The sequence below is a fragment of the Clostridium moniliforme genome (assembly GCF_017873235.1).
Taxonomy (GTDB): domain Bacteria; phylum Bacillota; class Clostridia; order Clostridiales; family Clostridiaceae; genus Clostridium; species Clostridium moniliforme.
The window spans coordinates 284,993-311,850 of sequence record NZ_JAGGJZ010000002.1 but is presented as its reverse complement, the minus strand read 5'-3'; the positions used below and the strand labels follow the sequence as shown (position 1 = coordinate 311,850).

Genomic DNA, 26,858 nt, shown 5'->3' with positions numbered 1-26,858 from the left:
ATTAATGTAGCAGAAATTATTTATTGCTTAAATTTCTCTTGTATAAATTTTAAGCCATTCTTTTTCTTTCTCAGTTAAATAAGGAGATATTTTTTCATAAACTAATTTATGATAATTATTTAAATATATTTTTTCATCATTACTAAGATCTTCAGGATATATTGCATCTAAATCAATTGGTGCATATGTTACAGGTTCAAAATACATAAATTGACCAAATTCATTTTTATTTCCTTTTCTAACAATAAGTTCATTTTCTGTACGAATTCCATAAGCTCCATCTATATAAATTCCTGGTTCATCAGTTATAACCATTCCTTCTTCTAACTGATGAGTTTCATGTTTAGATGGAACAGCATACCATCTAAAACCAGCTGGTGCTTCATGAATATTTAATAAATATCCAACTCCATGTCCTGTTCCACATTTAAAGTCTGTTTCTATATTCCACATAGGTTCTCTAGCTAATACGTCTAGATTATATCCTTTGCATCCATATAAAAATTTTGCCTTTGCCAAATTCATCATAGACCTAGCCACAGCAGTAAAATGATGTTTAAGTTTTTCATCTACCTCTCCAAGGACTATTGTTCTTGTAATGTCTGTTGAACCTTCATAATAATTTCCACCAGTATCCATTAAAATAAAGCTACCTTTTTTAAGTTCTACATCTGTTTCTGGTGTAGATGTGTAATGCATCATAGCAGCGTGTTCTCCAAAAGCACAAATTGGATCAAAACTTTGCCATAAATAATTATCTTGCATTTTTCTAAATTCCTCTAATTTATTACAAGCACTAATTTCTGTAATTTTTATTTTACCTATATTCTCCTTTAACCAATACATAAACTTTGTAATGGCAACTCCGTCTTTTACATGTGCTTTTCTAATATTTTCAAGTTCTATAGAATTTTTAATAGCTTTAAATAATACAGTTGGATTATCCATTTCAACTTTCTTTGTATGTTCTGGAATATCTTTATATAATGCATAATTTATACGATCTGGATCTATAAGCACTACATCTTCAGCTTTAAATCCTTTAACATATTCATAAATATCATTATAAGGTTTTAAAACTACATTATCCTTATATAAAACTTTTCTAATATTCTCATTAATCTTTTTCTCTTCAATAAATAAATATACCTTATCCAAAGAAACAATTGCATAACAAAGAATTAATGGTGAATATTTAACATCATTTCCGCGAATATTTAAAAGCCATGCCACATCATCTAAAGTTGCAATAATATGATAATTAGCTCCTACTTCTTTCATTACATTTCTTAATCTTTCAAGTTTTGACGCTGTACTTTCACCAGAATATTTTTCTTCAAGAAGGAAAACAGGTTCATTTGCTAAAGCAGGACGATCTTTCCATACTTTCTCAACAAGATCACAATCATATTTTACTGTAACATTTTTACTTTTAAGATTTTGAACAAACTCTTCCCCTTCCTTCATTGCAATAAGACGTCCGTCAAAACCTAAACTACCACCATTTGGAATATTTTTTTCTAAATATTCTAATATAGTAGGAACACCTTCATTACCCATTTTAAAAAGCTTAATTCCACTATCTTCAAGCTGATAAGTAGCTTGTAAGAAAAACCTACCATCAGTCCAAAGTCCTGCTTCATCTTGTGTAATTACAATAGTTCCTGCATCACCTGTAAATCCTGATACATATTCTCTAGCCTTAAAAAATTCTCCTACATACTCACTTTGATGATTATCAGAAGAAGGAATAATATAAGCATATAATCCCTTTTCCTTCATAATCTCTCTAAGTTTTGAAATTATTTCTTTTTTACTTTTACTCATGTTAATTCCTCTCTTTCATAATTTATTAAATTTATTTATTTACTAAAGAATTATTAAACATTAGCAACAAGATTTTTATTTCTAAGAAGTTTTATGAGAATACTAGTTGTATATTAATCCTGTAAGCTTTTTATTTTATCAAAATAATAATTTTATACTAAAATTATTATTCATTTTCATTTAGCCATTTATTAAGAACTCTTATATACTTATTATTTTCTTCTACAAAAGCCATATGACGACTAAATTCAAATAACTCCCATTTTGAATTTGGAATTCTGTCATACATTGTTTTTGCAATAAGTGGTGAACAAAGATCAAGTAAACCACTTATAATTAAACAAGGTTCTTTAATATTTTTTATTTCATCTAAAAAGTCAAAATTTTTTAATGTTCCAGATGGTGTAAATTCATTTTCTCCCCATGCAGTTACATAAGCCTCTGTACCTGAAAATTTTGGTCTTTTTAAGCATTCTGGTGAATTTTCATCTATTGGACCTGAGCAATAACGAAGCATAAATTCATCTTCAGCTTCCTTATATTCCTTTGATGAATAATCATTATTTTCTTCTGCTTTTCTAATTGCTTCTTGCATTTGTTTTGGTAAATACTTAATTCTCCTTCGTTGCTCTTTTTCCCATAGTGCTGCTGATGGTAATGTGCTTGATAAAATATAACTTTTAATTCCCTTTGGTTTATATTCACATGCATATTGAATTGCTTGCATTCCTCCCCATGATTGTCCTAATAAATGAATTTCATCTAATCCTAAATATTTACGTAACTGAATTAGTTCTTCAATCCATGTTTTTGCACACCATAAATCTCGTCTAGAAGGAGTTCTTGATAAACCACATCCTAGTTGGTCATACATAATAACAGAACGTCCATCTTCTGCAATTTTATCAAGGACTTCAAAATAATTATGAGTAGAACCTGGTCCTCCATGTAATAAAAGTAATGGTTTTTTATTTCCTGTACATTCTCCAACTATACGATAATAAGTTTTATATCCTAAATATGGCATATACCCTTCAGAAATCTTCATATTTAATCCCTCCTATTTATATTCAGTTACATAACTTTTTATAAATTTCTAATTATAATCATAAAAAATTATTATATATTATTAACAAACTAAATCTATTAATTAAATTATATCACTTTTAAAATTTTGTATATTTTTTCAATTATTTAAAAATTCAATTAATTTATATTTAAATTCCATAAAAATATAAATAAGTGCTAAAATCTTAACACTCAATATAATTTAAAATATAAATTAATAAAAATAAGCATAAAACCTATAAATTATAAATAGATTTTATGCTTACTTTATTTAAATTACTTTATGCTTTTAGTAGAATAAATTTTCTGTTGGATATTCTGGATCACAAGTTATATCTATTCCAAGTTTTCTAAATGTTTGCTCATCATTATTACTAATTATTGTAGTTGAATGAGCTTGTGCTCCATTTAACATTGGAAGTTTTTCTAAAGCAACTTGGGCCATAGGGTTTGTAGCTGCACAAATACTTAATGCCATAAGAACTTCATCACAAGAAAGTGCTGGTCTTTTTGAAGCTAAAGTTTCTCTTTTTAAATTTATTATAGGATTTAATATTACTGGTGAAATTAAGTGAATATTGTCATCTATATTAGCAAAATGTTTTATTGTATTAATTATAACAGCTGCTGTTCCTTCCATAACTTCTGAAGTTTTTCCTGTTAAAATTGTTCCATCTTCAAGTTCAATTGCTACAGCTGGACAAATTTCTTTATTATCTTGAATCTTTTTAAGTTGTTCAGATTTTTCTCTAGCCTTAATAACAACCTTTCTATCATCTTCCTTTAAGTTTAACTCACTCATTATTAGTGAAACTCTTTGGAATGTTTCCTTATCAACATATCCTTTTTTATATTCACAAGCTGTTTTAAAATATCTTCTTATAATTTCTTGTCTTGATGCTTCTTTTACAACTTCATCATCTATAATTCCAAAACCAACTCTATTAACACCCATATCTGTTGGTGATTTATAAATAGATTCTTCTCCTGTTATTTTTTCTATTATTCTTTTTAAAACTGGGAAGCTTTCAATATCTCTATTATAATTTACAGCAACTTTATTATAAGCATCAAAATGGAATGAATCTATCATATTAACATCTTTTAAATCTGCAGTTGCAGCTTCATATGCAATATTAAGAGGATGCTTTAATGGAACATTCCATACTGGGAAAGTTTCAAATTTTGAATATCCAGCAACATTTCCTCTCTTATTTTCATGATAAAGTTGACTTAAACACGTTGCAAGCTTTCCACTTCCAGGTCCTGGTGCAGTAACTACAACTATTGGTTTACTTGTTTCTATGTAAGGATTTTTTCCATATCCTTCATCACTTACTATAGTATCAACATCTGTTGGATATCCTTTAGTTGCTCTATGCTTATATACTTTAATTCCTCTTCTTTCAAGTTTATTTATAAATATTTTAGTAGCAGGTTGATCATCATATCTTGTTATAACAACACTATTAACATCTAAATCATATGCTCTTAATTCATCAATTAGTCTTAAAACATCAGCATCATATGTAATACCAAAGTCTCCTCTTATTTTATTTCTTTCTATATCCCCTGCATAAACACAAATTACTATTTCAGCTTTTTCTCTTAATTTATGTAATAATTTTATTTTAGCATTTTCATCAAAGCCTGGTAATACTCTTTTAGCATGAAGGTCTTGAAGTAACTTTCCACCAAATTCTAAATATAACTTATCATAATTATTAACTCTCTCTAGTATGTACTTAGATTGTTCTTCTAAATATTTTTTGTGATCAAATCCTATCTTCATAATATCTCCTTTATTTAACCTAAATTTATATTCTTTTACAACAAATTATATTATTGCACAAATCAATTCTATTGTAAATTTGTATATTATTAAAAATATCTTTTAATTTTTAATAATATTGTATACATATTAACGCAATATTTCTATAATTTATTACTTTTGTTTAAATGTATATTTATATTCTGGTCTTCCAATATTTCCATAATCTATTGTAACTATAGCCTCATCTATACTTTCCAAATAATCTATATATTTTTTTATTGTTACATTACTTACTCCAGTTAAATTAGATATTTGTCTTATAGTCCAAAATTCCTTATTATCACTTTTTATAACATCATATATTTTATTTAATGTATTTCTATTTATTCCCTTTGGTAATTCATTTATTTTATCATCATTAGAATTAGTATCATTATATATTCTATCTACTGTACTTTGATCTAATTTATCTTCTCCTAAAAGCTTTCTCTTTTTATTATATTTATCAATAGCTTTCTTAAATCTATCAAATTCAAAAGGCTTTATAAGATAATCTATTACACCATATGCAAAAGCTGTTTTTATTTCCTCTGAATTATCTGCTGCAGTCATCATAATTACTTCAGTCAATATTCCCATATTTCTAATATATCTTAAAATTTGTATTCCATTCTCCTTTGGTAAGTAAACATCCATTAAAATTAGTGATACATCATTTTCATTTAAAATTTTTATAAGATCTTCTTTATTAGAAACTGTTCCTATTACTTTAAATCCATCAATCATTTCAACATACTTTTTATTTATAAGAGCTACCATTGGATCATCTTCAACAATGACAACTTTCTTCATATTATCACATCCTTTTTATTATAATCTTAAATTTCTTATGCTTTCTATATTCTTTAATCTCTATAGTTCCACCATATAAATCTACCCTTCCCTTAACAGTTGATAAACCTATTCCACGTCCCTGCCCTTTAGAACTTACACCATTTTCAAATAGCCTATCTTTAATATATTTATTTATTTTATTTCCATTGTCACTTACTTCTATTTCTATCTCTTTGTCATTTTCATCTATAAATACTTTTACCGTACTTTCTTCTTCATTTTCACTACAAGCATCAAAAGCATTTTCTATAAGATTTCCAAGAATAGTTATTAAATCAATTGAAGAAATATTTCCATGCTTTTCTTCCATATATGAATTTTTATCGATTATAAAATCTATATTTCTTTCCTTTGCAATTAATTTTTTACTAATAAGTACTGCACTTATTAAATTATCCTTTATATTTGCTACATTAGTTGAATTTTCTAAAACTTCCTTTTGACAATTAGCAATATATTTTTTTGCCTCTTCGTACTCTTCTAAATTTATTAATCCAAGTATTACATGAAGCTTATTCTTAAACTCATGAACATTTGCTCTAACATTTTTTAATACACCATCAATTCCTGTTATTTCTCTTGCTATTCTATTTATATTTTCACTTTTTACTAATGTTATTACAGCTCCTAAATATTTTTCTTTTTCCTTTATAAAGCTTAAACTTGTAAATACCTTTTCACCTGATAAAGTTATTTCCTTCATCTTTACCGCTTCATGTTTATCTATATATGAAGATAACTTTTCTATAAGTTCATCTATATTTAAGTTATCAAACATTTTAAGGCAATTATCATTTATTTCTAGAATTTTATTTTCAATATCTATTGCAATAACTCCCTCTTCTATTGAATCTAATATTATTTTCTTTTCACTATAAAGTCTTGCAATTTCATCAGGTTCCATCCCTAACATTTCTCTTTTTATTTTTCTTGCAAAATTTTCTGATAAAAAAATAGTTATAATCATTACTACAATAAAAAGTAATAATGCAACAAGAAGACTTTTTCTAGTTACTGCTTCAACATCTTTTAAATATTTTCCAACCATTACAAATCCAACTTGATGTCCATTATAATAAACAGGTTCAAAATACCTAAATGTAACGCCCATAGATCCTTTCATAGTTGAATAATAACTGCTGCCATATTTTATTACATCTTTATTATCTGGATTTACAAACTTTTTACCTATCTGACTTTTATCTAAATGTGAATATTTTTCTCCAGTCATATCACCAACAACAATAATATCAACATTATCGAATTTATTCACGTAATTCTCCACATATTTTTCAATTGAAAAATCATTTTCTTTTTTATATAATTTTTCTTCTACTAAAGGAGTATTTGATACAACATAAGCAATTTCTTTTAAATCTTTTTTTATTTGATTATTCATATCTTCAACTCTCAGATTCATAAAAAAAGCAAAGGTTAATATTAACGGTATTGCAGCTATTAATATACTTCGCTTTCTAACTCTTGTTTTAAAACTCATGTTTAATTCTCCTTAAATACAGTTTAATATATTAAATTATACATATTAATATTAATTTCTACAAACAATAAAAAAGTAGCCTCACTAGTTAATTATTAACAAGTGAGACTATTTATTATACTAAGCTATTGCATTTTTGCATTTATTTTCTGTTAAATACTCATTTAAATTATCATATGAAATACTAATCATATTTGTTAAGGCTTCATCTGTATATGATCCCATATGAGGAGTAAGTAATACTTTAGGGAACATTCCAATAAGTTTTTCTACATTCTTATCTTCAACTTCTTGTCCATTAAGATTTTTAAAGAATACCTTACTTTCTCCTTCAAGTACATCTGATCCAAATCCACCGATTTTTCCACTTTCAATACCTTTAATTACTGCTTCTAAATCTTGAAGTTCTCCTCTTGCTGTATTTATAAGAATTGCTCCATCTTTCATTTTTGAAATGAATTCATCATTTACAAAATGATAGTTAACTCCTTTAATGTATGGCATATGAATTGATATAACATCTGATCTTTGAATTAATTCATCTTCGCTTACAAATTCAACTATTTCCTTTGCCGCATCACTTTGGAATACATCATAAGCTATAACTTTAGCTCCTAATCCTTTAAAAAGTTTAGCAGTTGTAAGACCTATTCTACCTGCTCCTATTATTCCTACTGTACAATTTCTAATTTCTTTACTAAACATAGTTGCATCAATTGTAAAGTCTTTATCTTTAGTTCTATTAACTGTATATGCAGTATGTCTTAAAAGCATCATTGCAAGAGTTACAGCAAGTTCTGATATTGCATTTGGTGAATATCCAGGAACTCTTGCAGATTTTAATCCAAGTTCCTTAACTGCTTCTAAATCTACATGATCAAATCCTACTGTTCTTGTAAGTACATATTTTAAACCGTGTTTACTTAATAATTCTAAATTTTGTCTATCAGCCATACAGTTACCTCTAACCATAATAGCTTCAGCCCCAATTGCTTCTTTTACATTTTCATGATTTAATCCTTTATTTATAAGTTTTAAATCATATCCGTAATTATTTAATTTGTGGAAAAATTCTACTTCTGTTTCTCTAACTCCAAAACAAACTAATTTAATTGACATATAAGCCATCTCCTTTTATATATTAAACAAATAATCCTAAGTTTTTAATTACTTCTAATACAACAATCCAACATGGCATTGCAAATACTGCAACTATTGTTGATAATAATGAACAATTTGATGAAAGAAGTGATTCTTTATCAAAGCTTATAGCATATGCTGCTGCAACTGTAGCAGTTGGTGCTGCCATCATAATTACTATAGTAGCTAGTCCTACATATGAAACTGGTAATATTCCTGTTACATTTAATATATATAGTAATACAATATTTATTAATGGTACTATTATTACCTTTTGAATGCTGTATAACCATGAGTCCTTTGAAGCCATTGCTTCTTTAAATGGAATAGTTGCAAGTTTAGCTCCTATTGCAAGCCAAGCAAGTGGTGAACATAATGCACTTAAATAAGTTAATGGTTTATAAAGCCATGGTAATGTTTGGTCAATTCTTAAGAATGCATAGTTTTTAACTCCTGCCTTTGTAGCTACTGCAACTTGTGGTAGTGACTCTTGGAATAACCAAATAAATAATCCTAAAAATGTTGCAATAATAACTGGATTTAAGAACATAGTCTTTAAATTTTTCTTCATATTGTTCTTGTCCATTTTTACTCCAGACATTTTAATATATCCATATGAATAAAGGAATACTCTATAAGCTATGTTAAATATTGATGAGTACATAACTCCTATTGGTCCATAAACAGCTTGTACTATTGGTGTTCCAAAAAATGTTGTTGAACCAAATACTGTTAATACTCTTAATGCGTCTTGTTTATCACCTTTATATTTTGAGTAAATTAATTTAGTAATAATTATAAGTAATATGTAAATTACAAATCCCCATATTAAAATATTAATTCCTTCTTGCATGCTCTTCTTGTTTATATCTACAAGGAATGATTTTAATGCAAGAGCAGGGATTGCTACTGATAGAACTACCTTTGTTAATATTTTTGATGCTCCATCATTTATTATGTTTTTCTTTCTTAAATAAAATCCTAAGAAAATAATTGCTATTGATGAAAAAATTGCTCCGATAATTGCGTTATCCGTTAATGTTTTTCCTAAAATGCTTAAGATGTCCATTAATAAATTCCTCCTTTTATTTCTATTCAAATTTAAAATTTATTTTTGTTATTAATTTCACACTTATGTTATAACATTAACAATTAAACAACAATTATATTTAATTTTCTAAAGAATTATTTAAGTTAATTAAGTTAACAAGCATATATTTTGCACTTAATTAAATTAAATAATTAATTTTCTCGTTAATTTATCATCAATATATTTTTTAAAATAAAAAAGAGTTCTATTGAACTCCTAATATATTTACTATAAAATTTTCTTCTAATTCTTTTAAAACTATATTTTTAATTTTAAATTTTGCTTTAGCATTTGTATATTCTAATATAGGATCTGTTATATACGAGATATCGTCAAGGTATAATTTTCTTCCACTAAAAATATTAATTACTACTTCCTTTTGCGAATACAATGTTTTTAATTCACTTAAAATTTTATATACCCCCACTCCACAATCTTTAATAGGATTTTTTAAAGATAAATAAATCATTCCTTTAAAATTTATAGAAGGTTTATTTAACGAATCAATAAAAAATTTTAATATTTCACTTAATAATATATTTTGTTCCAAATCATCAATTCTATTTATTAGTTCTTTATCTATGAATACATCTATACATTTATTCTTTTTACTAATTAAACTATTTATAATTTTATCTCCAAAATTATTAGAAATTATAATTAAATTATCTTTTTCCCCTATCTCCTTATTAAAAATTCTCTCTATAAAATTTTCATTAGTATTTGATATATCTATTATTTCTAAATTATATTTATGAAAATTAATTTTAATTAAATTATAAAAACATATTATACTGTCTTTTAATATTATCTTTTTTTCACACTTATTATTTTTATTAATATATTTTCTTATATTAAGTTTACCTTTAAGATTATATAATATTTTTATATCATTCATAGCTAGCCCCTTTTTATTTAATAAGAGTATTTTACCATAAATTAGTTTTTTTAACACTTAATTTAAGGCAATTAATACTATAAATCACCTTATAATTACACTAAAAATATTTAGTTTTATTTAATCAAATCTCTATCTTAATAATTGCACTATATTAAAACGACACTAAAAATATTTGGTTTTATTTAATCTAAAATAAAATATGTACAAGTAAAGAAATACTTGTACATATTTATTAATCAAGGCATTTTATTTATTTTTATTTTTTTATTTTATTTACTTTCTTTTCTTTCTTAATAACACTCCACCAATAGTTGCAAGGCCAGCTCCTAAAGACAATCCTATACCTTCAAAACCTGTTTTAGGTAATTGATTATTAGAATTTTCTATTAAACTATTACTTTCCTTTGCTTCTAATTTATTAGTTTCTAAATCTTTCTTATTATTTACTTCATTATTATTTAATTTTTCTTCTTTAGCATTTTGGTCTTTATTTTTTTCTTTATTGTTATTTCCATTAGAATCTATTTTATTATTCTCATTAGGTTTAACATTAAGATTATTATCTTTTTCTAAGTCCTTCTTTGGTTCTTCTTTCTTTAATGCTATAGCATTTGATCTATCTCTAAATGCAATACTTTTATCCATAACTGATCTTGTATATAATGTTTTAACTACCCTATACTCATCACCATTTTTCATAGTTTTATCTTCATACTTACCATTTTCATCTGATTTATCATCAACTGAAGTAGTCATTAAAGTTACAAAGTTTCCATTTTTATCTTTCTTTTGTAATTCTGTCTTTATAGTCCAATCATAATTTTTTCCATTTAAAAAGTCCTCAACACTTTTTCCTTTTAAAAATTCTTTGTATTCAGAAATATTAGTTATTTTTTCATTAATAGGTCCTCTATACCAAGCTAAAAGATCTAACATTGATAAATCTTCTTTCCAAGTTATAATATTATCCTTTGCTGTTACCTCTAAATTTGATATAGTTTTTTGTGGATCCTTTTCCAAAGTTTTGTTCCAGTCACTTGGTACATTTGGAAATTTATCTATTTTGTTTAAAGCAATTTCTAACACTCTTAAATTAGGGTGAGTTTCAATTATGTTACTTGGTATTTCTTTAAGTTCATTGTCTGTTAATCTTACGCTTTCTAAATTTTTAAGTGAATCATAAACTTTACTTGGTATTTCTTTTATGTAATTTCCTGATAAATCTAACTCTTTTATGTTTTTTAAGTTTTCAAATCCTTCTGGAAGTTTTTCTAATTCATTCTTTTGTACACTTAAATATTTTAATTCCTTTAAATCTACTATGCTCTTTGGTAATTCTTTTAAATTATTTTCATATAAATATAATCCTTTTAATGAATTTAGATTTTTAAATATATTATCTGGAAGTTTTTTGATTCCGTTATTTGTTATTCCTATAGAATTTAATTTATCCAATCCACTAAAAGTATCCTCTTGGATTTCCTTTAGTTTATTGCTAGATAATACAATTTCTTCAATATTTTTTAAATTTTTAAATACTCCATTAGGTAAAATATCTATTCTATTTCCATCTAAGTATAGTACCTTTAAATTTGTTAACTTATCAAATACTCCTTTTGGAATTTCTTTTATTTTATTTCCATTTAAATATAACTCTGTTACTTCACTTCCTAAATTAGATAGTCTTGAAATATCTCTAATTTTTTTACCTGATAAATCAATTTCACCTTTAGCTTTACTTAATTCTTCATTTGTAACTATACCATCATAATTTGTATCTAATCCTAAACTACGTAATGCATCATTAAAATTCTTTTCATCATCTATTTTAATTCTATCCTCATCAAAACCTTCCCAACCTTTTTTAATTTCCTTGTTAAAGACTAAATCTAATTTTGTATATTTATCAAAATTACCTATATCAGTAGATTGTCCACCCATTGCACTAACTAATACCCCTGCTTTATGTGGATTTAAATTATCTATTTCAAGTTCAAAAAGTTTTTTAGTTGGGTTTCCTTCATTATCTAATTCTCCATATGGTTTCATAACATTTTTTGTATATTTATTATTTATTCCAATTGTAAAATCATATAAAAAATTTGATAATGCAATATTTAAAAAGCTTAATTTATATTTACCATCTTTAACTGTAAGTTTTATATTCTTATCAAAAGCTCCTTGAAGCATAGAGGTTTCTGTTTTGTCATTTTCCTTATATGCTCTAAATCCTAATGTATATTCTCCATTTTCTAATTTATCATTAATTGTAAGATTACTTTCTTTATTTAAATTTTCTCCACCATTATTATTTTCTGATGGTTTTACAGGAGCTTCTTCCTTTGGTTTTTCTTTTTCTACTTTAGTTTCTAAAGCTTTTTCACTAACAAGTTCTCCACTTTTTTTAATTTTTAAAAGGACATCTTTATAACCTTTAGATTTTATAATTATTTCATTTTCTTCTTTTGTTAATAATTTAGATTCTATACTTACTCCATAATAATGAGTTCCAATATCATTAAATTCTTTATCCCCTTCTTTAATTGATCTGCCATTTATAACTACTTCTTTTATATTTTTCATATAATCTTTCATAGCTTTATCTGAAGCCTCTGTAGCTGTATCATAATTTATTCTATATTCTACTGTTCCATATGCATCTTTTAATTCAGTTTCCATAATTTTTGGTGAATTACTTAACTCAATATTATTTACCTCTGTATTATTCTTATTCATAGGTGCTGCATAAGTGCTTACACTTAATAAATTCCCACTTACTGCTGACACAACTAATGCCATTGCTATTGTTTTCTTTAACATTTATAATCCCCCTTGTTTTTCTTATTTATATAAGCCTTTTGGCATAAAATAAATCTCATTTGTTTCTTTATTTTTGTTTAAAATTCCTTGAACTTTATAAACAGATTTTATTAAATCTTCATCTATTATTTCTTCTGTTTTTCCACTTCTTATTATTTTTCCTTCTTTCATTACCACTACATTGTGGCTGTATTTTATTGCTTGATTTATATCATGTAAAACCATTACTACTGTTAACTTATTCTTCTTATTTAATTCTTTAATAGTTTCTAATATTTCGATTTGATGAAATATATCTAAATAAGTTGTAGGTTCATCTAAAAATAATATTTTAGGCTTTTGAGCTAAAGCCATTGCAATAAAAGTTCTTTGCCTTTCACCCCCTGATAAACTCATAACCATATTTTCTTTTTTTTCTAAAAGCCCTGATTTTAAAATTGCCCAATTTATAATTTTAAAATCTTCTTCATTTAAACCTTCAAAATATCCCTTATGTGGCAATCTTCCATAACTAACAAGTTTTTCTACTGTAATATCATTTGGTACAGAATTATGTTGATAAACTGTAGCTATCTTTCTTGCAATTTCTTTATTATTTAAATTACTAATATTTTTATCTTCTAAAAAAATTTCTCCACATTTTGGTTTATTCAAATTACAAAGTACACTTAGTAAAGTTGATTTACCACTTCCATTTGGACCTATTATTGTAGTAATTTCTCCTTTTTTTATTTGTAGACTTATATTTTTAAGTATTTCTTTATTACCTTCGTAGCAAAAACTTATGTTATTAGCTCTCATCATTTTAAATATCACTCCTTTTTAGAAGATATAGGAAAAATGGAGCTCCAATTACAGCCATTACTATTCCAACTGGTATTTCATAAGGTTTAATTATACTTCGCCCTAAAGTATCAGCTAAAAGTAATAATACTGAACCTAAAACTCCACTAAATGGAATTAAATATTTATGATCTGAGCCTATAATAATTCTACAAATATGTGGTACTACAAGTCCTACAAAAGATATTATTCCTGCTATAGCAGTTGATATTCCAGCTAAAAAAACTGCTACAATTGTTATAAGTATAATTTGAAAGGTTGAATTATATCCTAAGCTACTTGCATTTTTATTTCCTAATACTATAACGTTACAAGACTTACTTAAAAGTATAGAAACTATTATCCCAACAACTGAATATCCAATTAATATTTTAAAATCTAGCCAAGATATTTTGGCTAAACTTCCTGCAAGCCACATTTGCATACTAGAAGCCCCAGGTCCTGCACATAATGTTACAATTACAGTTAATCCTCCAAGTAATGCATTTACAGCAGCTCCAGCTAAAACAATTCTAATTGGTGATAATCCATTTTTATAAGCCATTCCATATACAATTAAGCAGGAAATTGCTCCTCCTAAAAGACCAAATATAGGTCCAAGTTTAATTAATTTTGGTGCAAAAACTATTACTGAAACTACAACTAATGATGCACCTGAAGAAATTCCTGTTATATATGGATCTGCTAGCGGATTTTTTATTACTGATTGTAAAAGTACACCTGATATAGCTAAATTTGCTCCAACTAATACAGCTACAAAAACTCTTGGCATTCTAAGATCCTTAATTATTTCAACATTTCCACTTGGATTATCAGAAAATAATCCAAAAATAAGTTCTTTATAACTAATCTTTATACTTCCAATTTTTAAAGATATTAATACAGATAAAACTAAAAGTATTATGGCTATTGAAATATATATAAGTTTTGTTCTATTTTTAACTAATCTCATTTTATTTGTTCTCTCCATATAATATTTTGCCAAGAGTATTTAATGCTTCCATTACATTTAAATTTGCACTCATTCCAAAATATTCACTATCTAAATAAGTAACTTTTCCATTTTTTGTAGCCTTTATATTTTTCCATGTTGGATCATTTTTAAATTTTTCTTTTGCTAAGTTTTTAGCCTCTTCTGGATTTCCATGAGTCATAACTAACACTAAATCTGGTTTAAGTTTTGTAATTTCTTCATTGTTATAAGTATAAAATGGTAACTTATCTTCCTTAACTACATTTTCTCCACCTGAAATTTTTACTAAGTCACCTACATAGGACTTTGGACTTGCAACCATCATACTTCCTGGTGCTGAAAATACTATCATTACCTTCTTTTTACTTTTACCATCACTTAATTTTTTCATTTCTTTTTCTTTATTTTCTAAATCCTTTAATATCTTTTCACCTTCAGCTTTTTTAGAAAATTTATCACTTAGCTTAATTATGCTATTTTTTAATCCATCTAAACTAGTTAAAGTTACAAATTCACTGGGGATATTATTGTCCTTAAAAATATTTTTATAATCCTCTCCTAATGTATCAACAGATACAACAACACTAGGATTTAATGATTTTATTATTTCTAAATCTGGATTCATTGGATTACCAACTTTAACAGCATCTTTTGTACTTTCTGGTAATTTATAACTAGTAGTTGGAACTCCCTTTAACTTTACCCCTAGCTTATCTAGTATTTGAGTTACAGCAACAGATGTTGCTACTACATTTTCACCATTATCCTTATCTTTTCCTTTACTATCCTCAGCGTCACCTGAACAACCTACAAAAGCACAGGTCATTATTGCTACTAAAGATAATAAAAAATATCTTTTTATTTTCATAAATTATTCCCCTTAACCTTTAAATGTTATTTTTTTAATTTCCTTATAAATATTCCCCCTATAATTCCAGCAACTATAATGCCTCCAAAAACAGCTCCATATTTAACTTTGTTATTTGATTCATTAGCTTTTGGATCTTCACTTTTTGCTGCTTCCTTTTTATCCATACTATTTTCTACCTTTTTTTCTTCATTATTTTCATCATTATCTGATTTATTTTCAGATTTCTTCTTTTCATTCTTATCTGCTTTATTTTCAGATTTCTTTTTTTCTTCCTTAGTCTTATTTTTATTTCTTTCATTGTCTTGCTTTTTATTATCACTTAATTCTTTTTTTTCTTCCTTTGAATCCTTTTTATTATTCTTTGACTTCGGTTCATCTATTTTTTTTATTAGTTTCATTGTTTTCAAATTAGGAACAACTCCAAATCTAACATCCCTTCCCATAGGTTCAACATAGATTTTAGTTTCAATTTTAGAATTTATATCAGGTCCTTGAACTTTTAATGTTACTGTATTATTCTTTTTATCTTTTTTCATACTCTTTATAGGAACCTCTTTCCCATTTATAAGAATTCTAAAGTTTTTCATATATTCAGCTCCTGAAAATCCTATAGTAAAATCTACTTTGTCTTTATAAACTTCTACCTTCATTTTTTTATTTGTATAAGTTCTTGCCATGGACATTCCAACCTCTGAATCATGTTTTACATTATTTTCACATTCATAAATTCCAGAGGATATATTTTTATTAGCTGCATTAGCAACAGTAAAGCCGCTAATTCCTCCTATAAAGGAAAATATAAATACTAAAAATCCTACAATTAAATGTTTTATATTCTTCACAAAAAATTCTCCTTTTATATTTTTATTTTCTCTTTGAAATAATAGATAATGCACCTACTCCTAGAGCTCCTAATCCAGCCAAAACACTTCCTGCAAAATTCATTCCAGTATCAGGTAGTTTATTACTCATTTCTTTATTGCTATTTATTTTATTACCATTACCATTATCTGCTTTAGTTGAAGATGATTTATTTTCTGTTTTGTTATTTTGTTTATTTTCATTTTTTGAAGTGTTGTCCTTATTTTCTTCTGGCTTATTTGTAGAACCTTCTGATAAATTTACTTTTTTCAATGTATCTTCTTTTAATATTGTTTGGAAACTAACATCTTTATTCATAGCTGTTACAAAAGCTGATACAACAATTTTTGAATCTAAACTAGGAACCTCAAATTTAATTTTTCTATTATTTTCAGTAAAGTTTACATTTTTTCCGTTTACATTTATTTTTATATTCTTTAAAAATTCATATTGAACTTTATCAAATTCTAAGGTTGTATAAATTTTCCCATTGTTTATGTTAACTCCACTAGTTTTCTTTAAAACTCTTCTCGCCATACTATTTCCTATTTCAGCATTTCCGTTTCCTATGTATTTAACATCATTTTGTATTAAGTAATCTCCATCCTTTTGCTTTTTATTTTCAGTATTATCTTTATTAGTTTCTGATTTATCCTTTACAGTAACCTTTATATCTTTAGTTGAAACAAGTCCACCTTTATCTTCTGCTTTATATTTAACTTTGTATGTTCCACTCTTTACTGCTACTCCATTTTTTATAAAGCTTGTATCACCTAAAACTTTAACTTTAATCTTTCCATCTTCCTTATCTAACGCTGTTGCATTAGATAATAAATCTATCTTATCTCCCTTTGAAACAGTTATGTCTTTTGCATTTATTATTGGCATTTCATTTATTGTTTTTAAGGTACTCATATCATTAACTACAAACATTTCAACATCTCTTCCCATTGCAGTTATAAACATTCCTATATGAATTTTAGATTCTGGTGATGGAACTTCAAACTCTATACTTTTATCATCTTTATTTTCTTTTATTTTTATATCTTTTCCATCAATGCTCACCTTGATATTTTGCATAAAAGAATATAATGCTTTATTGAAATTTAATTTCATATATGTTTTTCCATTTTTTATTGTTAACTTTGTAGTTTTTTCTAAAGCTCTTCTAGCCATACTTTCCCCAGTTTCATTTCCTGGAGTTATGTAAGATGTTTTATTTTCAACTTCATAAATACCACCCCTAAGTTGCTCTACTATCTCCTTGTTATGATTTAATTCTGAAGCAAATGCACGTACTCCTGTTCCACCACCTATAAATACTGATGTAACTAATGCAACTGCAATTAACATACTTGCTTTTCTCTTTATCATAAAAATAAATCCCCCTATCTTTTTTTCTTATTTGACATATTAGAAATAATAGTCAATAATATTATTGATAATGATAATCATTTATGTTTTTATGTTACCACATTATTTATTTTTAGTTTTTATCTATATATAGTTTTTTTTAACTATATTTTATTTTTTAATAAATTTTAAAATTTTATTGAAAGGAGTTTCTATGATTTTTATAAATTCTCTAATAAATGATTTTTATAGTTGCTGTTATTTACCTATATGCGTATTAGATGAAAATCTTAATACTCTTTGCAAATGTGGATATACTAGTGAATTAGAAGATATTCTTAAAGAAATTGATATACTAAAAAAATTAAAAAACTTAAATTTTGATTCTTTAAAAAATGCTAATGATATTACATTTTTAGATTATCCTAAAGAAATAAAATTTGTAGTAACACCTTATTTTAAACATAATGACAAATCTATATGTTTTTTATTAGGCCCATTTACATTTAAAGAAAGTTCTTGTAAATGTAAAATATCAACTAAAAATTTAACTTGTATAAAATATATATATGAATTGCTAAATTTGATATTTAAAGAAACCGTTAAAGTAACTACTACAAAAAACTATTCTCCATATGTAAGAAGAGCTTTAAGTTATATAAATGAAAATTATCAAAATCCAATAACAATAGATTCTATTTGTAATAAATTTAATATAAATAAGAGTTATTTTTGTAACATCTTTAAGAAAGAAACTAATTATACATTTACTAATTATTTGAATTATTTTCGGATTGAAAAAAGTAAAGAACTTCTTTCAAATACAGACTTATCTATATTAGATATTGCTTTAATGGTAGGCTATACAAATCAAAGTTACTATAGTACTATGTTTAAAAAATTTACTACAATAACTCCTGTATATTATAGAAATAGATCATTACATATTGTATAAAATTTAATTAATATAAACTACATACAAAAAAGGCAAAATAATAAGACTTAAATAAAGCTATAAAACTTTATTAAAGTCTATTATTTTGCCTATATATTAAATATTTTCTTTATATCTTCTTCATTATAGTTAACTATTAATTCCTCTGGAAAATCTAATTCTTTTACTAGCTTTATACAGTTATCAAACTTACCAATATCATAACATATATGAGAATCACTTCCAAAAATAATTTTTGCCTTCATTTTTCTACATACATTTAACATTTCAATATCATTTTTCAAAGCACCAACTCTTGCTCCATTAGGCTTTAATGATGAATTATTAAGTTCTAATAAAATCCCCTTTTCCTTAGCTTTTTTAATTACCATTTCATAATGTACAGGATATCTTGCATCATCTAAATGCCCAATTATTTTAACTTTATTATTATTCATTGCATTTATTACAGCCATAGTATTTTCTTCCCTATTACCTGGATTTATGCAAGGAATATGAAGGCTTGCTATTGCATAATCTAATTTATTTAAATCATATTCAGATAAATCTAAATTTCCTTCAAAATCTAAAATATTAACCTCAGCACCACGCAATACTCTAACTCCACTTATTTCCTTTGGTATAACTTTTAAATTATGAAAATGAAATATATGTGGACTTCCTGGCATCTTTGGTCCATGATCTGAAATACCTAAATATTTTAATTTTTTTAAACTTGCACTATCTATATTTTCCTTTACTGTGCTATATGCATGCCCACTTGAAATAGTATGAGTATGCAAATCTATTAACTCTCTCACTTAAAATTCCTCCTATGCTTCTGTGTAAATATATTTTACCACAAAAGATATTTTCAATAAAAAAGAGTTTTAAGTTTTTATTTAATTAACTTTTCTCTAAAGTTTTATTTTTATCATTTACAGATAAATCTTTTTTATAAAATCTTATAAAAAAGATTCCAGTAATAGTTGCTGCTAAAACATCTGCAAATGGCTCTGAAAGTAATACTCCCTTTAACTTATCTTCAACAATCATTGGTAATATAAGTGCTAATGGTATAAGTAATATTATTTTTCTAAGAAGAGCTAAAAATAATGATATCTTTGCTTGTCCAAGAGCTAAAAATGTTTGTTGACATGCAACTTGAATTCCAAACATTAAAATTCCTGCAAAATATATTTTTATACTCCATGATGTTATCTTTATAAGATCTTCATTATTATTAAATATCATTACAAAAAATTGTGGTACTGTTAAAAGTAAAATCCACATAATACCTACATAAAATAAACAGCTTTTTATTAAAATTTTAAATGCATTTTTAACCCTATCTAACTTTTCTGCTCCATAATTATAACTCATAATAGGTTGTGCTCCTTGTGAAAGTCCAAGTAATGGTAATAATACTATTTGCATTATACTGCTCATTATAGTCATTGCTCCAATTGCAAGGTCTCCACCAAATTTTGAAAGCTGATTATTCATTATAATTATTACTAAACTTTCTGTAGCTTGCATAATAAATGGAGATACTCCAAGGGCCATAACTCTCAATAATATTTTTAATTCAGGAATTATATATTGTTTTTTTATTTTTAAAACACTTGTTTTTCCAAATAAAAATTTCAAAACCCATAATACAGAAATAAATTGACCAAAAACTGTTGCAAGAGCTGCTCCTTTAACTCCCATATTAAATCCAAATATAAATATTGGATCTAATATTATATTTATTACTGCTCCAACCATAACTGTTACCATACCAGTCTTAGCAAAACCTTGAGTATTTATAAATGGATTCATTCCTAAAGCAATTTGAACAAATATTGTTCCTATTAAGTAAAATCCTAAATATTCATTAGCATATCCTATTGTAGCCCTGCTAGCTCCAAAAGCCCAAAGTATAGGTTCTTTAAAAATTAAAAATCCTACAGTCATTAAAACTCCAATAATTATTAAAGCTCCAAAACTATTACCCATTATTTTTTCAGCTTCTTCATTATTTGATTCTCCCATTTTTATAGCTGCAGAGGAGCACCACCAGCACCAATTAATGCACTAAAAGCTGAAATAATCATTATAATTGGAAAGGCTACTCCAACTCCTGCCATAGCGATTTCTCCATTTGGAATTCTACCAATAAATATTCTATCAACAATATTGTATAGAACATTTACAATCTGAGCCATAATTGATGGAAAAGCTAACCTAAATAATAATTTTTTTACATTTCCCTCTCCTAAATCTTTAACCACATTCCCCATAAATTCTCATCCCTTTATAATTATTTTTTATATTTATAAACAAATTTTGTTATTCTCTTTACAGCCTCCATTAAATCTTCCATAGATGAAGCATAACATGCTCTTATAAAACCTTCCCCACAATCTCCAAAAGCATTTCCTGGAACTACTAAAACTTTCTCTTCCATTAAAAGTTTTTCACAAAATTCATCTGAAGTCATACCTGTTTTTTTAATACATGGAAAAACATAAAGTGCTCCTAAAGGTTCAAAACAATCTAAACCCATTTTTCTAAAGCCATTAACTAAAACTCTTCTTCTTCTATTATAATCATTTGCCATTTCTTTAACACTATCATCTCCATGTTTAAGTGCTTCAATTGCAGCATATTGAGCTGTAGTTGGTGAGCACATAATTCCATATTGATGAATTTTTTTCATAGCATCTATTAAAACTTTATTTCCACAAGCATATCCAAGTCTCCACCCTGTCATTGCATAAGCTTTAGAAAATCCATTTATTATAAGGGTTTTGTCTTTAACCTCTTCAAATTCTGCTATTGATACATGCTCTTTATCATAAGATAATTCTGAATATATTTCATCAGATAGAATAACTATATCCTTATCCTTTAATACATCAACTATTTTTGAAAGTTCTTCCCTTGTCATTATTGCTCCTGTTGGATTATTAGGAAAAGGTAGTATTACAACTTTAGTTTTTTCTGTAATTGCATTTTCAAGCATTTCTGGTTTAAGTTTAAAATCATCCTCTGCTTTTAAATTAATTACCTTTGATGTTGCTCCAGTAAAAGCAGTGCATCCTTTATAAGCTACAAAGCTTGGTTCTGGTATTATAACTTCATCTCCAGGACCTACTAAAGCTCTAAGGGCTAAATCTATTCCTTCACTTCCACCAACAGTTACTAAAATTTCATCTTTTGCTCTATATGAAACTCCTATTTTTCTCTTCATATAATTTGAAATTTCTTCTCTAAGTTCAATAAATCCAGCATTTGAAGAATAATGAGTATGCCCCTTTTCTAAAGAGTAAATTCCAGCCTCTACTACATTCCAAGGTGTTACAAAATCTGGCTCTCCAACCCCTAAAGATATAACATCTTCCATTTCATTTATCATATCAAAATATTTTCTTATGCCTGAAGGGGGCATATTTTTTACATTATCTAAAATCATATTTTCCATTATCATATAAATATAGCCTCCCTATCTTCTATCTTCTTATCCTTAAATATTGTTCCATGGTCTTTATATTTTTTAAGAACAAAATGTGTTGCAGTTCCTTGAACATATTCTTGTACAGCAAGTTTTTCTGATACAAACATTGCAACTTCCTTCATAGTTTTTCCTTCAACAATTACTGTTAAATCAAAACCTCCTGAACTCATTAAATAACATGCATTAACATTTTTAAATTTATATATTCTTTCAGCAACTTTATCAAAGCCTTGACCTCTTTGAGGAGTTATTTTAACTTCTATTAAAGCTGTAACTGTTTCTTTACCTGTATTTTCCCAATTAATTAAAGTAGTATATCCTGCAATTATATTTTTTTCTTCATAGTCTCTTATAGCATCTCTAACTTCTTCAACTGTTTTGCCAGTCATTATAGCTATTTCTTCATCACTATATCTACTATTTTTTTCTAAAACCTCTAGAATCTCTTCCATTTTTCATCCTCCCATAACCTTAATTTAATTAAATAATAAAAAAAATCTCCATCCCAGAAAGGGACGAAGATTATTAACAATTTCGCGGTACCACCCTAATAAGTAACTATATCACTATAAATACTCACTTAGTAAGAATACAAACATATTCTTTCCTCGTTAACGGGAGGTTACGGCTCTACTTAATTAAGTATATTTAAATACTTATTTCTCAATAGGCAATTCCAAGGCTGCTTCAGTTAGGAATAACTTACTAAAGTTACAGCAAAATCTTTAGCTCTCTTAAAGTATTCTTCTAACGTACTATTCCTCTTCATAATTTTTTAACATTTATTTTTTTTATATATTATATGACTATATTTTTATAATTTCAATAGTTTTTTATTAAATTTATCCTATTCCTCCTAGAATAATTCCTAAAATAATAATTATAATAGTTATTAAAATAAATCCATATTTTGCAAAATAATAAAATTTATTTTCTAATTTTTTATAAGAACCTCTATTTATTTCTATTAAAACCTCATCTTTATTTAACACATAATAAAATACTATCATAGTTAATAAAGCTCCTATTGGAGACAGTATTATAGTAATAAAGTTTGTAAAATTATTAAAAGTTACCATATTTAAATCTAATGGAATTGACAATAAAAATCCAATTAAAGCAACTAAAATTACTGCCTTTTTTCTATTTATTTTTATTTGAGACATTAAAGCTTCGCAAGGACCTTCAAGCATTGCTATTGAAGAACTTATTGCAGCTAAGAATACACTAAAAAAGAAAAATGCAGCTAATATTTGTCCCCCTGGTATTTTAGTGAAAATTGTTGGTACTGTAATAAATAAAAGTGGTGGACCTGCTAATGGATCAAGTCCACAAGCAAATACTGCTGGCATTATTACAAAACCAGAAAGTAATGCTGCAAGTGTATCAAAAATTGCTGTATAAATAGCAGTTCTTGGTATATTAAAACTTTTCGGAGTATAACTTCCATAAACAACTAGACAGCACCCAGTTAAAGAAACTGTAAAGAATGCTTGTCCTAATGCATTTACCCAAGTTTCTAATCTTAATAAATATTCCCATTTTGGTACTAATAAAAATTTTACTCCTTCTATTGCTCCTGGTAATGTTAATGATCTTATTGAAAGCAATAAAAGTATGACAAACATCATAGGCATAATTATTTTATTTATTTTTTCTATTCCTTTTACAACTCCAAAACAAACAATTAGTAATGTTATAAAAACAGCTAAACCATTCCATATAATTGTTTCAGGACTTCCAGCAAAGCCTTCAAAATATTTAGGTAAATCAACATTTTTGAATTCTCCTGATGCACTAATAAAGAAATATTTTAATATCCATCCTACTACTACATTGTAAAACATAAAAATTCCAAATAAACCAAGTACAGGTATAATACCAATTAATTTTCCTCCAACTAATCCTCTTTTCTTAAAAGCTATTTTTGTACTTTCTAAATTTCCTCTTCCAAACATTCTCCCAAAAGAAAATTCAGTTATAAGCCCTGTTGTTCCAAGTACTAATACAAAGAAAAGGTATGGTATTAAAAATACTGCTCCACCATTGCTGCCCATCCTATAAGGAAACATCCATATGTTACCTAAACCTATTGCTGCACCTACACAGGATAAAATAAATCCTCTACTACTTTTAAAATTTTCTCTTTTACTCATTCTAATCCCCCCAAAATACAAAAATGCCACATAGATTATTCTATGTGGCAAAACAAAAGCCACATAGTATTCCTATGTGGCTTAATTATTACTTAATTTAGAAACTTAGCCACCATAGATACATCTCCCTTATATTAAGGTCTGTATCTATGATGATTCACAAATACAAACCCTATCTAAAGTAGCTAAAGAAATTTATATTATTTAATTTTGCTATATTTTTAGATATTGTATTCATAATCATCCTCCTAAGTTTTTTTATGATTATATCACTTAAAATACTAAATGTCTATATAAATAATATAATTTAATTGTATTTATTAATATTTTTTTATTTTTTAAGGTTTTATTTTATTATTTTTTAATTTAATAAAATTTTGTACAAAACTAAAGACTATAAAGTTAAAAACTTTATAGTCTTTATAATAGATAAATGATCAATTATCTACAGTTCCAAAAATCACTGCAGTCCCATTCATCCCTGTCATCATCTCTATGACATTCTATTGTTTTGTCACAAACACAATTAGTTTTTTCTAACATTTCTCTAAGTTTTCTAATTAAACATTCAACTTCTTTAGTTCTTTCTTCAACTTGTTCATCTAAAAATTCAGCTTTTTCTTTAAACTTTTCAGATTCTTCTTGAAGACAAATTATTTCTCTTATCTTTTTTATAATGCAATCTAAGAATTTTAAATCTCTTTCTGACATTTCATCTAAGCATTTTTCTAATTTTTTGCATTTATTTTCTTTTTTAGGCTCACAGCAACACTTATTATTTACAAACCCACATCTATTTGCTCCGCAACAACCTCTAATATTTCTAGCCATAACACAAACTCCTCTCTTTTGTATACCTAATTTTTATCCTTAATATACTATATGAGAATCTAGTATTATTGTTACAGCTTAATTTGTCTATTTAATCTAGTTTTATAACCTTAGTGTTTCCATCCTGTACTCCTATTACGTCTTTATTATTTTCTATATAATCTTTTACTATATTAACTACTTCTTCTGTTATTATTTCTCCTGGAGAAACTAAAGGAATACCTGGTGGATAAGGTACTATACTCTCCTTTGCTATACATCCAATTGAATCTTCCATTTTTAAAGTTTTCTCTTTCTTTTTAAATACTTCATAAGGTTCAAAAACTTTTTCAGGAGTTATTTTTGAAAATTTTGAGTATGTTTTTTCCTTTAACTCTTCCATATTTAAATTTTCTATAACAGAGTATATTTTTTCAAAATCTGAATCTTTATTAAAGGTTGAAAAAATTAAAACTTCCCCTCTTGAAAAACTCATCTCACCTTGAATTTTTTTACTTCTTAAATAATCATGGAGTTTATGTCCACTATATCCCTTTGGAAGTAATATTAAATATCTACTTAAATCTATTTCATAACCTTCTTTTAAATCCTCTGGTAAAAGTATATGAACCTTTCCTAAAGAATTAATTTTATCCCTCCATATTTTAGCTCTATTAATTAATTTATTATAATCAGTTTCTCCATAATTATCCAAATAATGTCTTCCATAATCTAAAGATGCCATTAATAAATAAGATGGGGATGTTGTTAAAAATGCATTAAAGTAAAATTCCACATCACTTTCTAAATCATTTACTATTAAATATCCTCCTTGAGTTAAAGAAGGTATTGTTTTATGTGCACTTAAAATTATGTAATCTGCTATATCTGTTACTCTTTTAGGTAATTTTTCACTTATTCCAAAGTGTGCCCCATGGGCTCCATCAATTATTATTTTAAGTCCCTTTTTCTTTAAATCTTTAATTATATTTTCAATATTATAGCTTATTCCAAAATAATTAGGATAAGTTAATATTATTCCCTTTGGATTTTTAGAAGCTTTAATTGCTTCATAAATATTTTTTTCATCTGGTGGAAGAAATATCTCTCTATCTTCATCTATTACAGGCTCTATATATGTTACTTTAAGTTTTCTTAATATAAGTCCATTATAAATAGATTTATGGCAGTTTCTTTCAACTATTACTTCATCACCTTCATTAAAAGCACTAAAAATTGAAATAAGATTACCACCAGAACTTCCATTAACCATAAAAAATGCCTTTTTACCTCCATAGGTTTTTGCTAAAAGCTCCTGGCTCTCTTTAATTACCCCCTCTGGATGATGGAGATTATCTAAAGGATCATTTTCTGTAATATCTAAAAATCCCATATTATTTGCAAATTCTTTTCCTAAATCATCTTTTAAAAATCCAATGCCACATTTATTTCCTGGCATTGAAAGTATTAAATTTTCTTCTTTATGATATTTTAATAAAGCTTCAAGTAATGGTGCTTTTTTCATAATATTTCTCCTTAATAT

General features: G+C 26.2%; 21 protein-coding genes, 1 pseudogene and 1 other annotated feature. Of the genes and pseudogenes, 1 reads left to right on the top strand and 21 read right to left on the bottom strand.

The window, feature by feature from the left end; genetic code table 11:
- Nucleotides 1–27 precede the first annotated feature (27 nt).
- The 14 genes from J2Z53_RS04800 to J2Z53_RS04735 form a co-directional block, all read right to left on the bottom strand.
- A complete protein-coding gene (locus J2Z53_RS04800; protein ID WP_209796098.1) occupies nt 28–1,827 on the bottom strand; it encodes an aminopeptidase P family protein in 1,800 nt (599 codons plus the stop codon).
- 166 nt (nt 1,828–1,993) lie between these two features.
- Entirely contained in the window at nt 1,994–2,875 is an 882-nt protein-coding gene (pepI, locus tag J2Z53_RS04795) for a proline iminopeptidase (RefSeq protein WP_209796097.1), read from the bottom strand.
- 309 nt (nt 2,876–3,184) lie between these two features.
- Nucleotides 3,185–4,687, bottom strand: coding sequence for a DUF1846 domain-containing protein (locus J2Z53_RS04790; protein WP_209796096.1), 1,503 nt, complete (start codon nt 4,685–4,687; stop codon nt 3,185–3,187).
- Between the two features lie 153 nt (nt 4,688–4,840).
- Nucleotides 4,841–5,521 carry a response regulator gene (locus tag J2Z53_RS04785; RefSeq protein ID WP_209796095.1) on the bottom strand — a complete coding sequence of 227 codons (681 nt, stop codon included), beginning with the start codon at nt 5,519–5,521 and terminating at the stop codon, nt 4,841–4,843.
- A gap of 4 nt (nt 5,522–5,525) precedes the next feature.
- Nucleotides 5,526–7,061: an ATP-binding protein gene (locus J2Z53_RS04780; RefSeq protein WP_209796094.1), complete on the bottom strand. Its 1,536-nt coding sequence runs from the start codon at nt 7,059–7,061 to the stop codon at nt 5,526–5,528.
- Nucleotides 7,062–7,181: 120 nt separating this feature from the next.
- Nucleotides 7,182–8,180, bottom strand: coding sequence for a 2-hydroxyacid dehydrogenase (locus J2Z53_RS04775; protein WP_209796093.1), 999 nt, complete (start codon nt 8,178–8,180; stop codon nt 7,182–7,184).
- 22 nt (nt 8,181–8,202) lie between these two features.
- The gene (locus J2Z53_RS04770; protein ID WP_234925774.1) at nt 8,203–9,270 is read right to left on the bottom strand and encodes an AEC family transporter; all 1,068 of its coding nucleotides are present in this window, start codon (nt 9,268–9,270) and stop codon (nt 8,203–8,205) included.
- Between the two features lie 226 nt (nt 9,271–9,496).
- The gene (locus J2Z53_RS04765; protein WP_209796092.1) at nt 9,497–10,189 is read right to left on the bottom strand and encodes a hypothetical protein; all 693 of its coding nucleotides are present in this window, start codon (nt 10,187–10,189) and stop codon (nt 9,497–9,499) included.
- A 276-nt stretch (nt 10,190–10,465) separates the two neighbouring features.
- On the bottom strand, nt 10,466–13,012 hold the full coding sequence (locus J2Z53_RS04760) for a leucine-rich repeat domain-containing protein (protein WP_209796091.1): 2,547 nt from the start codon (nt 13,010–13,012) through the stop codon (nt 10,466–10,468).
- A 21-nt stretch (nt 13,013–13,033) separates the two neighbouring features.
- Complete coding sequence (locus J2Z53_RS04755; protein ID WP_209796090.1) at nt 13,034–13,816, bottom strand: ABC transporter ATP-binding protein; 783 nt, start codon at nt 13,814–13,816, stop codon at nt 13,034–13,036.
- A gap of 1 nt (nt 13,817) precedes the next feature.
- On the bottom strand, nt 13,818–14,840 hold the full coding sequence (locus tag J2Z53_RS04750; RefSeq protein ID WP_234925773.1) for a FecCD family ABC transporter permease: 1,023 nt from the start codon (nt 14,838–14,840) through the stop codon (nt 13,818–13,820).
- Nucleotides 14,809–15,696 carry a heme ABC transporter substrate-binding protein IsdE gene (gene isdE, locus J2Z53_RS04745; protein ID WP_209796089.1) on the bottom strand — a complete coding sequence of 296 codons (888 nt, stop codon included), beginning with the start codon at nt 15,694–15,696 and terminating at the stop codon, nt 14,809–14,811. Before isdE ends, J2Z53_RS04750 begins: the two co-directional genes overlap by 32 nt.
- A 26-nt stretch (nt 15,697–15,722) precedes the next feature.
- Nucleotides 15,723–16,541: an NEAT domain-containing protein gene (locus J2Z53_RS04740; protein WP_209796088.1), complete on the bottom strand. Its 819-nt coding sequence runs from the start codon at nt 16,539–16,541 to the stop codon at nt 15,723–15,725.
- A gap of 22 nt (nt 16,542–16,563) precedes the next feature.
- The gene (locus J2Z53_RS04735) at nt 16,564–17,934 is read right to left on the bottom strand and encodes an NEAT domain-containing protein (protein WP_209796087.1); all 1,371 of its coding nucleotides are present in this window, start codon (nt 17,932–17,934) and stop codon (nt 16,564–16,566) included.
- 193 nt (nt 17,935–18,127) lie between these two features.
- Here J2Z53_RS04735 and J2Z53_RS04730 point away from each other — a divergent pair, with 193 nt between their 5' ends.
- Complete coding sequence (locus J2Z53_RS04730) at nt 18,128–18,868, top strand: helix-turn-helix domain-containing protein (RefSeq protein ID WP_209796086.1); 741 nt, start codon at nt 18,128–18,130, stop codon at nt 18,866–18,868.
- 89 nt (nt 18,869–18,957) lie between these two features.
- On the opposite strand, the gene J2Z53_RS04725 is transcribed toward J2Z53_RS04730, so the two are convergent.
- The 7 genes and pseudogenes from J2Z53_RS04725 to J2Z53_RS04695 form a co-directional block, all read right to left on the bottom strand.
- A complete protein-coding gene (locus tag J2Z53_RS04725; protein WP_209796085.1) occupies nt 18,958–19,668 on the bottom strand; it encodes a phosphatase in 711 nt (236 codons plus the stop codon).
- An 85-nt stretch (nt 19,669–19,753) separates the two neighbouring features.
- Nucleotides 19,754–21,132: pseudogene (locus tag J2Z53_RS04720) on the bottom strand (MATE family efflux transporter).
- A 20-nt stretch (nt 21,133–21,152) separates the two neighbouring features.
- Complete coding sequence (locus J2Z53_RS04715) at nt 21,153–22,322, bottom strand: aminotransferase class I/II-fold pyridoxal phosphate-dependent enzyme (RefSeq protein WP_209796084.1); 1,170 nt, start codon at nt 22,320–22,322, stop codon at nt 21,153–21,155.
- Nucleotides 22,319–22,801, bottom strand: coding sequence for an Lrp/AsnC family transcriptional regulator (locus tag J2Z53_RS04710; RefSeq protein WP_209796083.1), 483 nt, complete (start codon nt 22,799–22,801; stop codon nt 22,319–22,321). The genes J2Z53_RS04715 and J2Z53_RS04710 overlap by 4 nt, the downstream gene beginning before the upstream one ends.
- A gap of 56 nt (nt 22,802–22,857) precedes the next feature.
- Nucleotides 22,858–23,127 (bottom strand) — a binding site (T-box leader).
- 64 nt (nt 23,128–23,191) lie between these two features.
- Nucleotides 23,192–24,505 (bottom strand): sodium-dependent transporter, encoded by a 1,314-nt coding sequence (locus J2Z53_RS04705; protein WP_209796082.1) that lies wholly within the window; start codon nt 24,503–24,505, stop codon nt 23,192–23,194.
- Nucleotides 24,506–24,946: 441 nt separating this feature from the next.
- Nucleotides 24,947–25,336: a hypothetical protein gene (locus tag J2Z53_RS04700; protein WP_209796081.1), complete on the bottom strand. Its 390-nt coding sequence runs from the start codon at nt 25,334–25,336 to the stop codon at nt 24,947–24,949.
- Between the two features lie 91 nt (nt 25,337–25,427).
- Complete coding sequence (locus J2Z53_RS04695; protein ID WP_327786698.1) at nt 25,428–26,843, bottom strand: aminotransferase class I/II-fold pyridoxal phosphate-dependent enzyme; 1,416 nt, start codon at nt 26,841–26,843, stop codon at nt 25,428–25,430.
- Between the last annotated feature and the right edge of the window lie 15 nt (nt 26,844–26,858).

Excerpts from the sequence above, each read along its gene's own strand:
- pepI (WP_209796097.1), bottom strand. The coding sequence starts at position 2,875 with ATGAAGATTTCTGAAGGGTATATGCCATATTTAGGATATAAAACTTAT.
- J2Z53_RS04800 (WP_209796098.1), bottom strand. The coding sequence starts at position 1,827 with ATGAGTAAAAGTAAAAAAGAAATAATTTCAAAACTTAGAGAGATTATG.
- J2Z53_RS04770 (WP_234925774.1), bottom strand. The coding sequence starts at position 9,270 with ATGGACATCTTAAGCATTTTAGGAAAAACATTAACGGATAACGCAATT.
- J2Z53_RS04715 (WP_209796084.1), bottom strand. The coding sequence starts at position 22,322 with ATGATAATGGAAAATATGATTTTAGATAATGTAAAAAATATGCCCCCT.
- J2Z53_RS04785 (WP_209796095.1), bottom strand. The coding sequence starts at position 5,521 with ATGAAGAAAGTTGTCATTGTTGAAGATGATCCAATGGTAGCTCTTATA.
- J2Z53_RS04705 (WP_209796082.1), bottom strand. The coding sequence starts at position 24,505 with ATGAGTAAAAGAGAAAATTTTAAAAGTAGTAGAGGATTTATTTTATCC.
- J2Z53_RS04735 (WP_209796087.1), bottom strand. The coding sequence starts at position 17,934 with ATGATAAAGAGAAAAGCAAGTATGTTAATTGCAGTTGCATTAGTTACA.
- J2Z53_RS04755 (WP_209796090.1), bottom strand. The coding sequence starts at position 13,816 with ATGATGAGAGCTAATAACATAAGTTTTTGCTACGAAGGTAATAAAGAA.
- J2Z53_RS04710 (WP_209796083.1), bottom strand. The coding sequence starts at position 22,801 with ATGGAAGAGATTCTAGAGGTTTTAGAAAAAAATAGTAGATATAGTGAT.
- J2Z53_RS04700 (WP_209796081.1), bottom strand. The coding sequence starts at position 25,336 with ATGGCTAGAAATATTAGAGGTTGTTGCGGAGCAAATAGATGTGGGTTT.
- J2Z53_RS04790 (WP_209796096.1), bottom strand. The coding sequence starts at position 4,687 with ATGAAGATAGGATTTGATCACAAAAAATATTTAGAAGAACAATCTAAG.
- J2Z53_RS04765 (WP_209796092.1), bottom strand. The coding sequence starts at position 10,189 with ATGAATGATATAAAAATATTATATAATCTTAAAGGTAAACTTAATATA.
- J2Z53_RS04775 (WP_209796093.1), bottom strand. The coding sequence starts at position 8,180 with ATGTCAATTAAATTAGTTTGTTTTGGAGTTAGAGAAACAGAAGTAGAA.
- J2Z53_RS04730 (WP_209796086.1), top strand. The coding sequence starts at position 18,128 with ATGATTTTTATAAATTCTCTAATAAATGATTTTTATAGTTGCTGTTAT.
- J2Z53_RS04780 (WP_209796094.1), bottom strand. The coding sequence starts at position 7,061 with ATGAGTTTTAAAACAAGAGTTAGAAAGCGAAGTATATTAATAGCTGCA.
- J2Z53_RS04760 (WP_209796091.1), bottom strand. The coding sequence starts at position 13,012 with ATGTTAAAGAAAACAATAGCAATGGCATTAGTTGTGTCAGCAGTAAGT.
- isdE (WP_209796089.1), bottom strand. The coding sequence starts at position 15,696 with ATGAAAATAAAAAGATATTTTTTATTATCTTTAGTAGCAATAATGACC.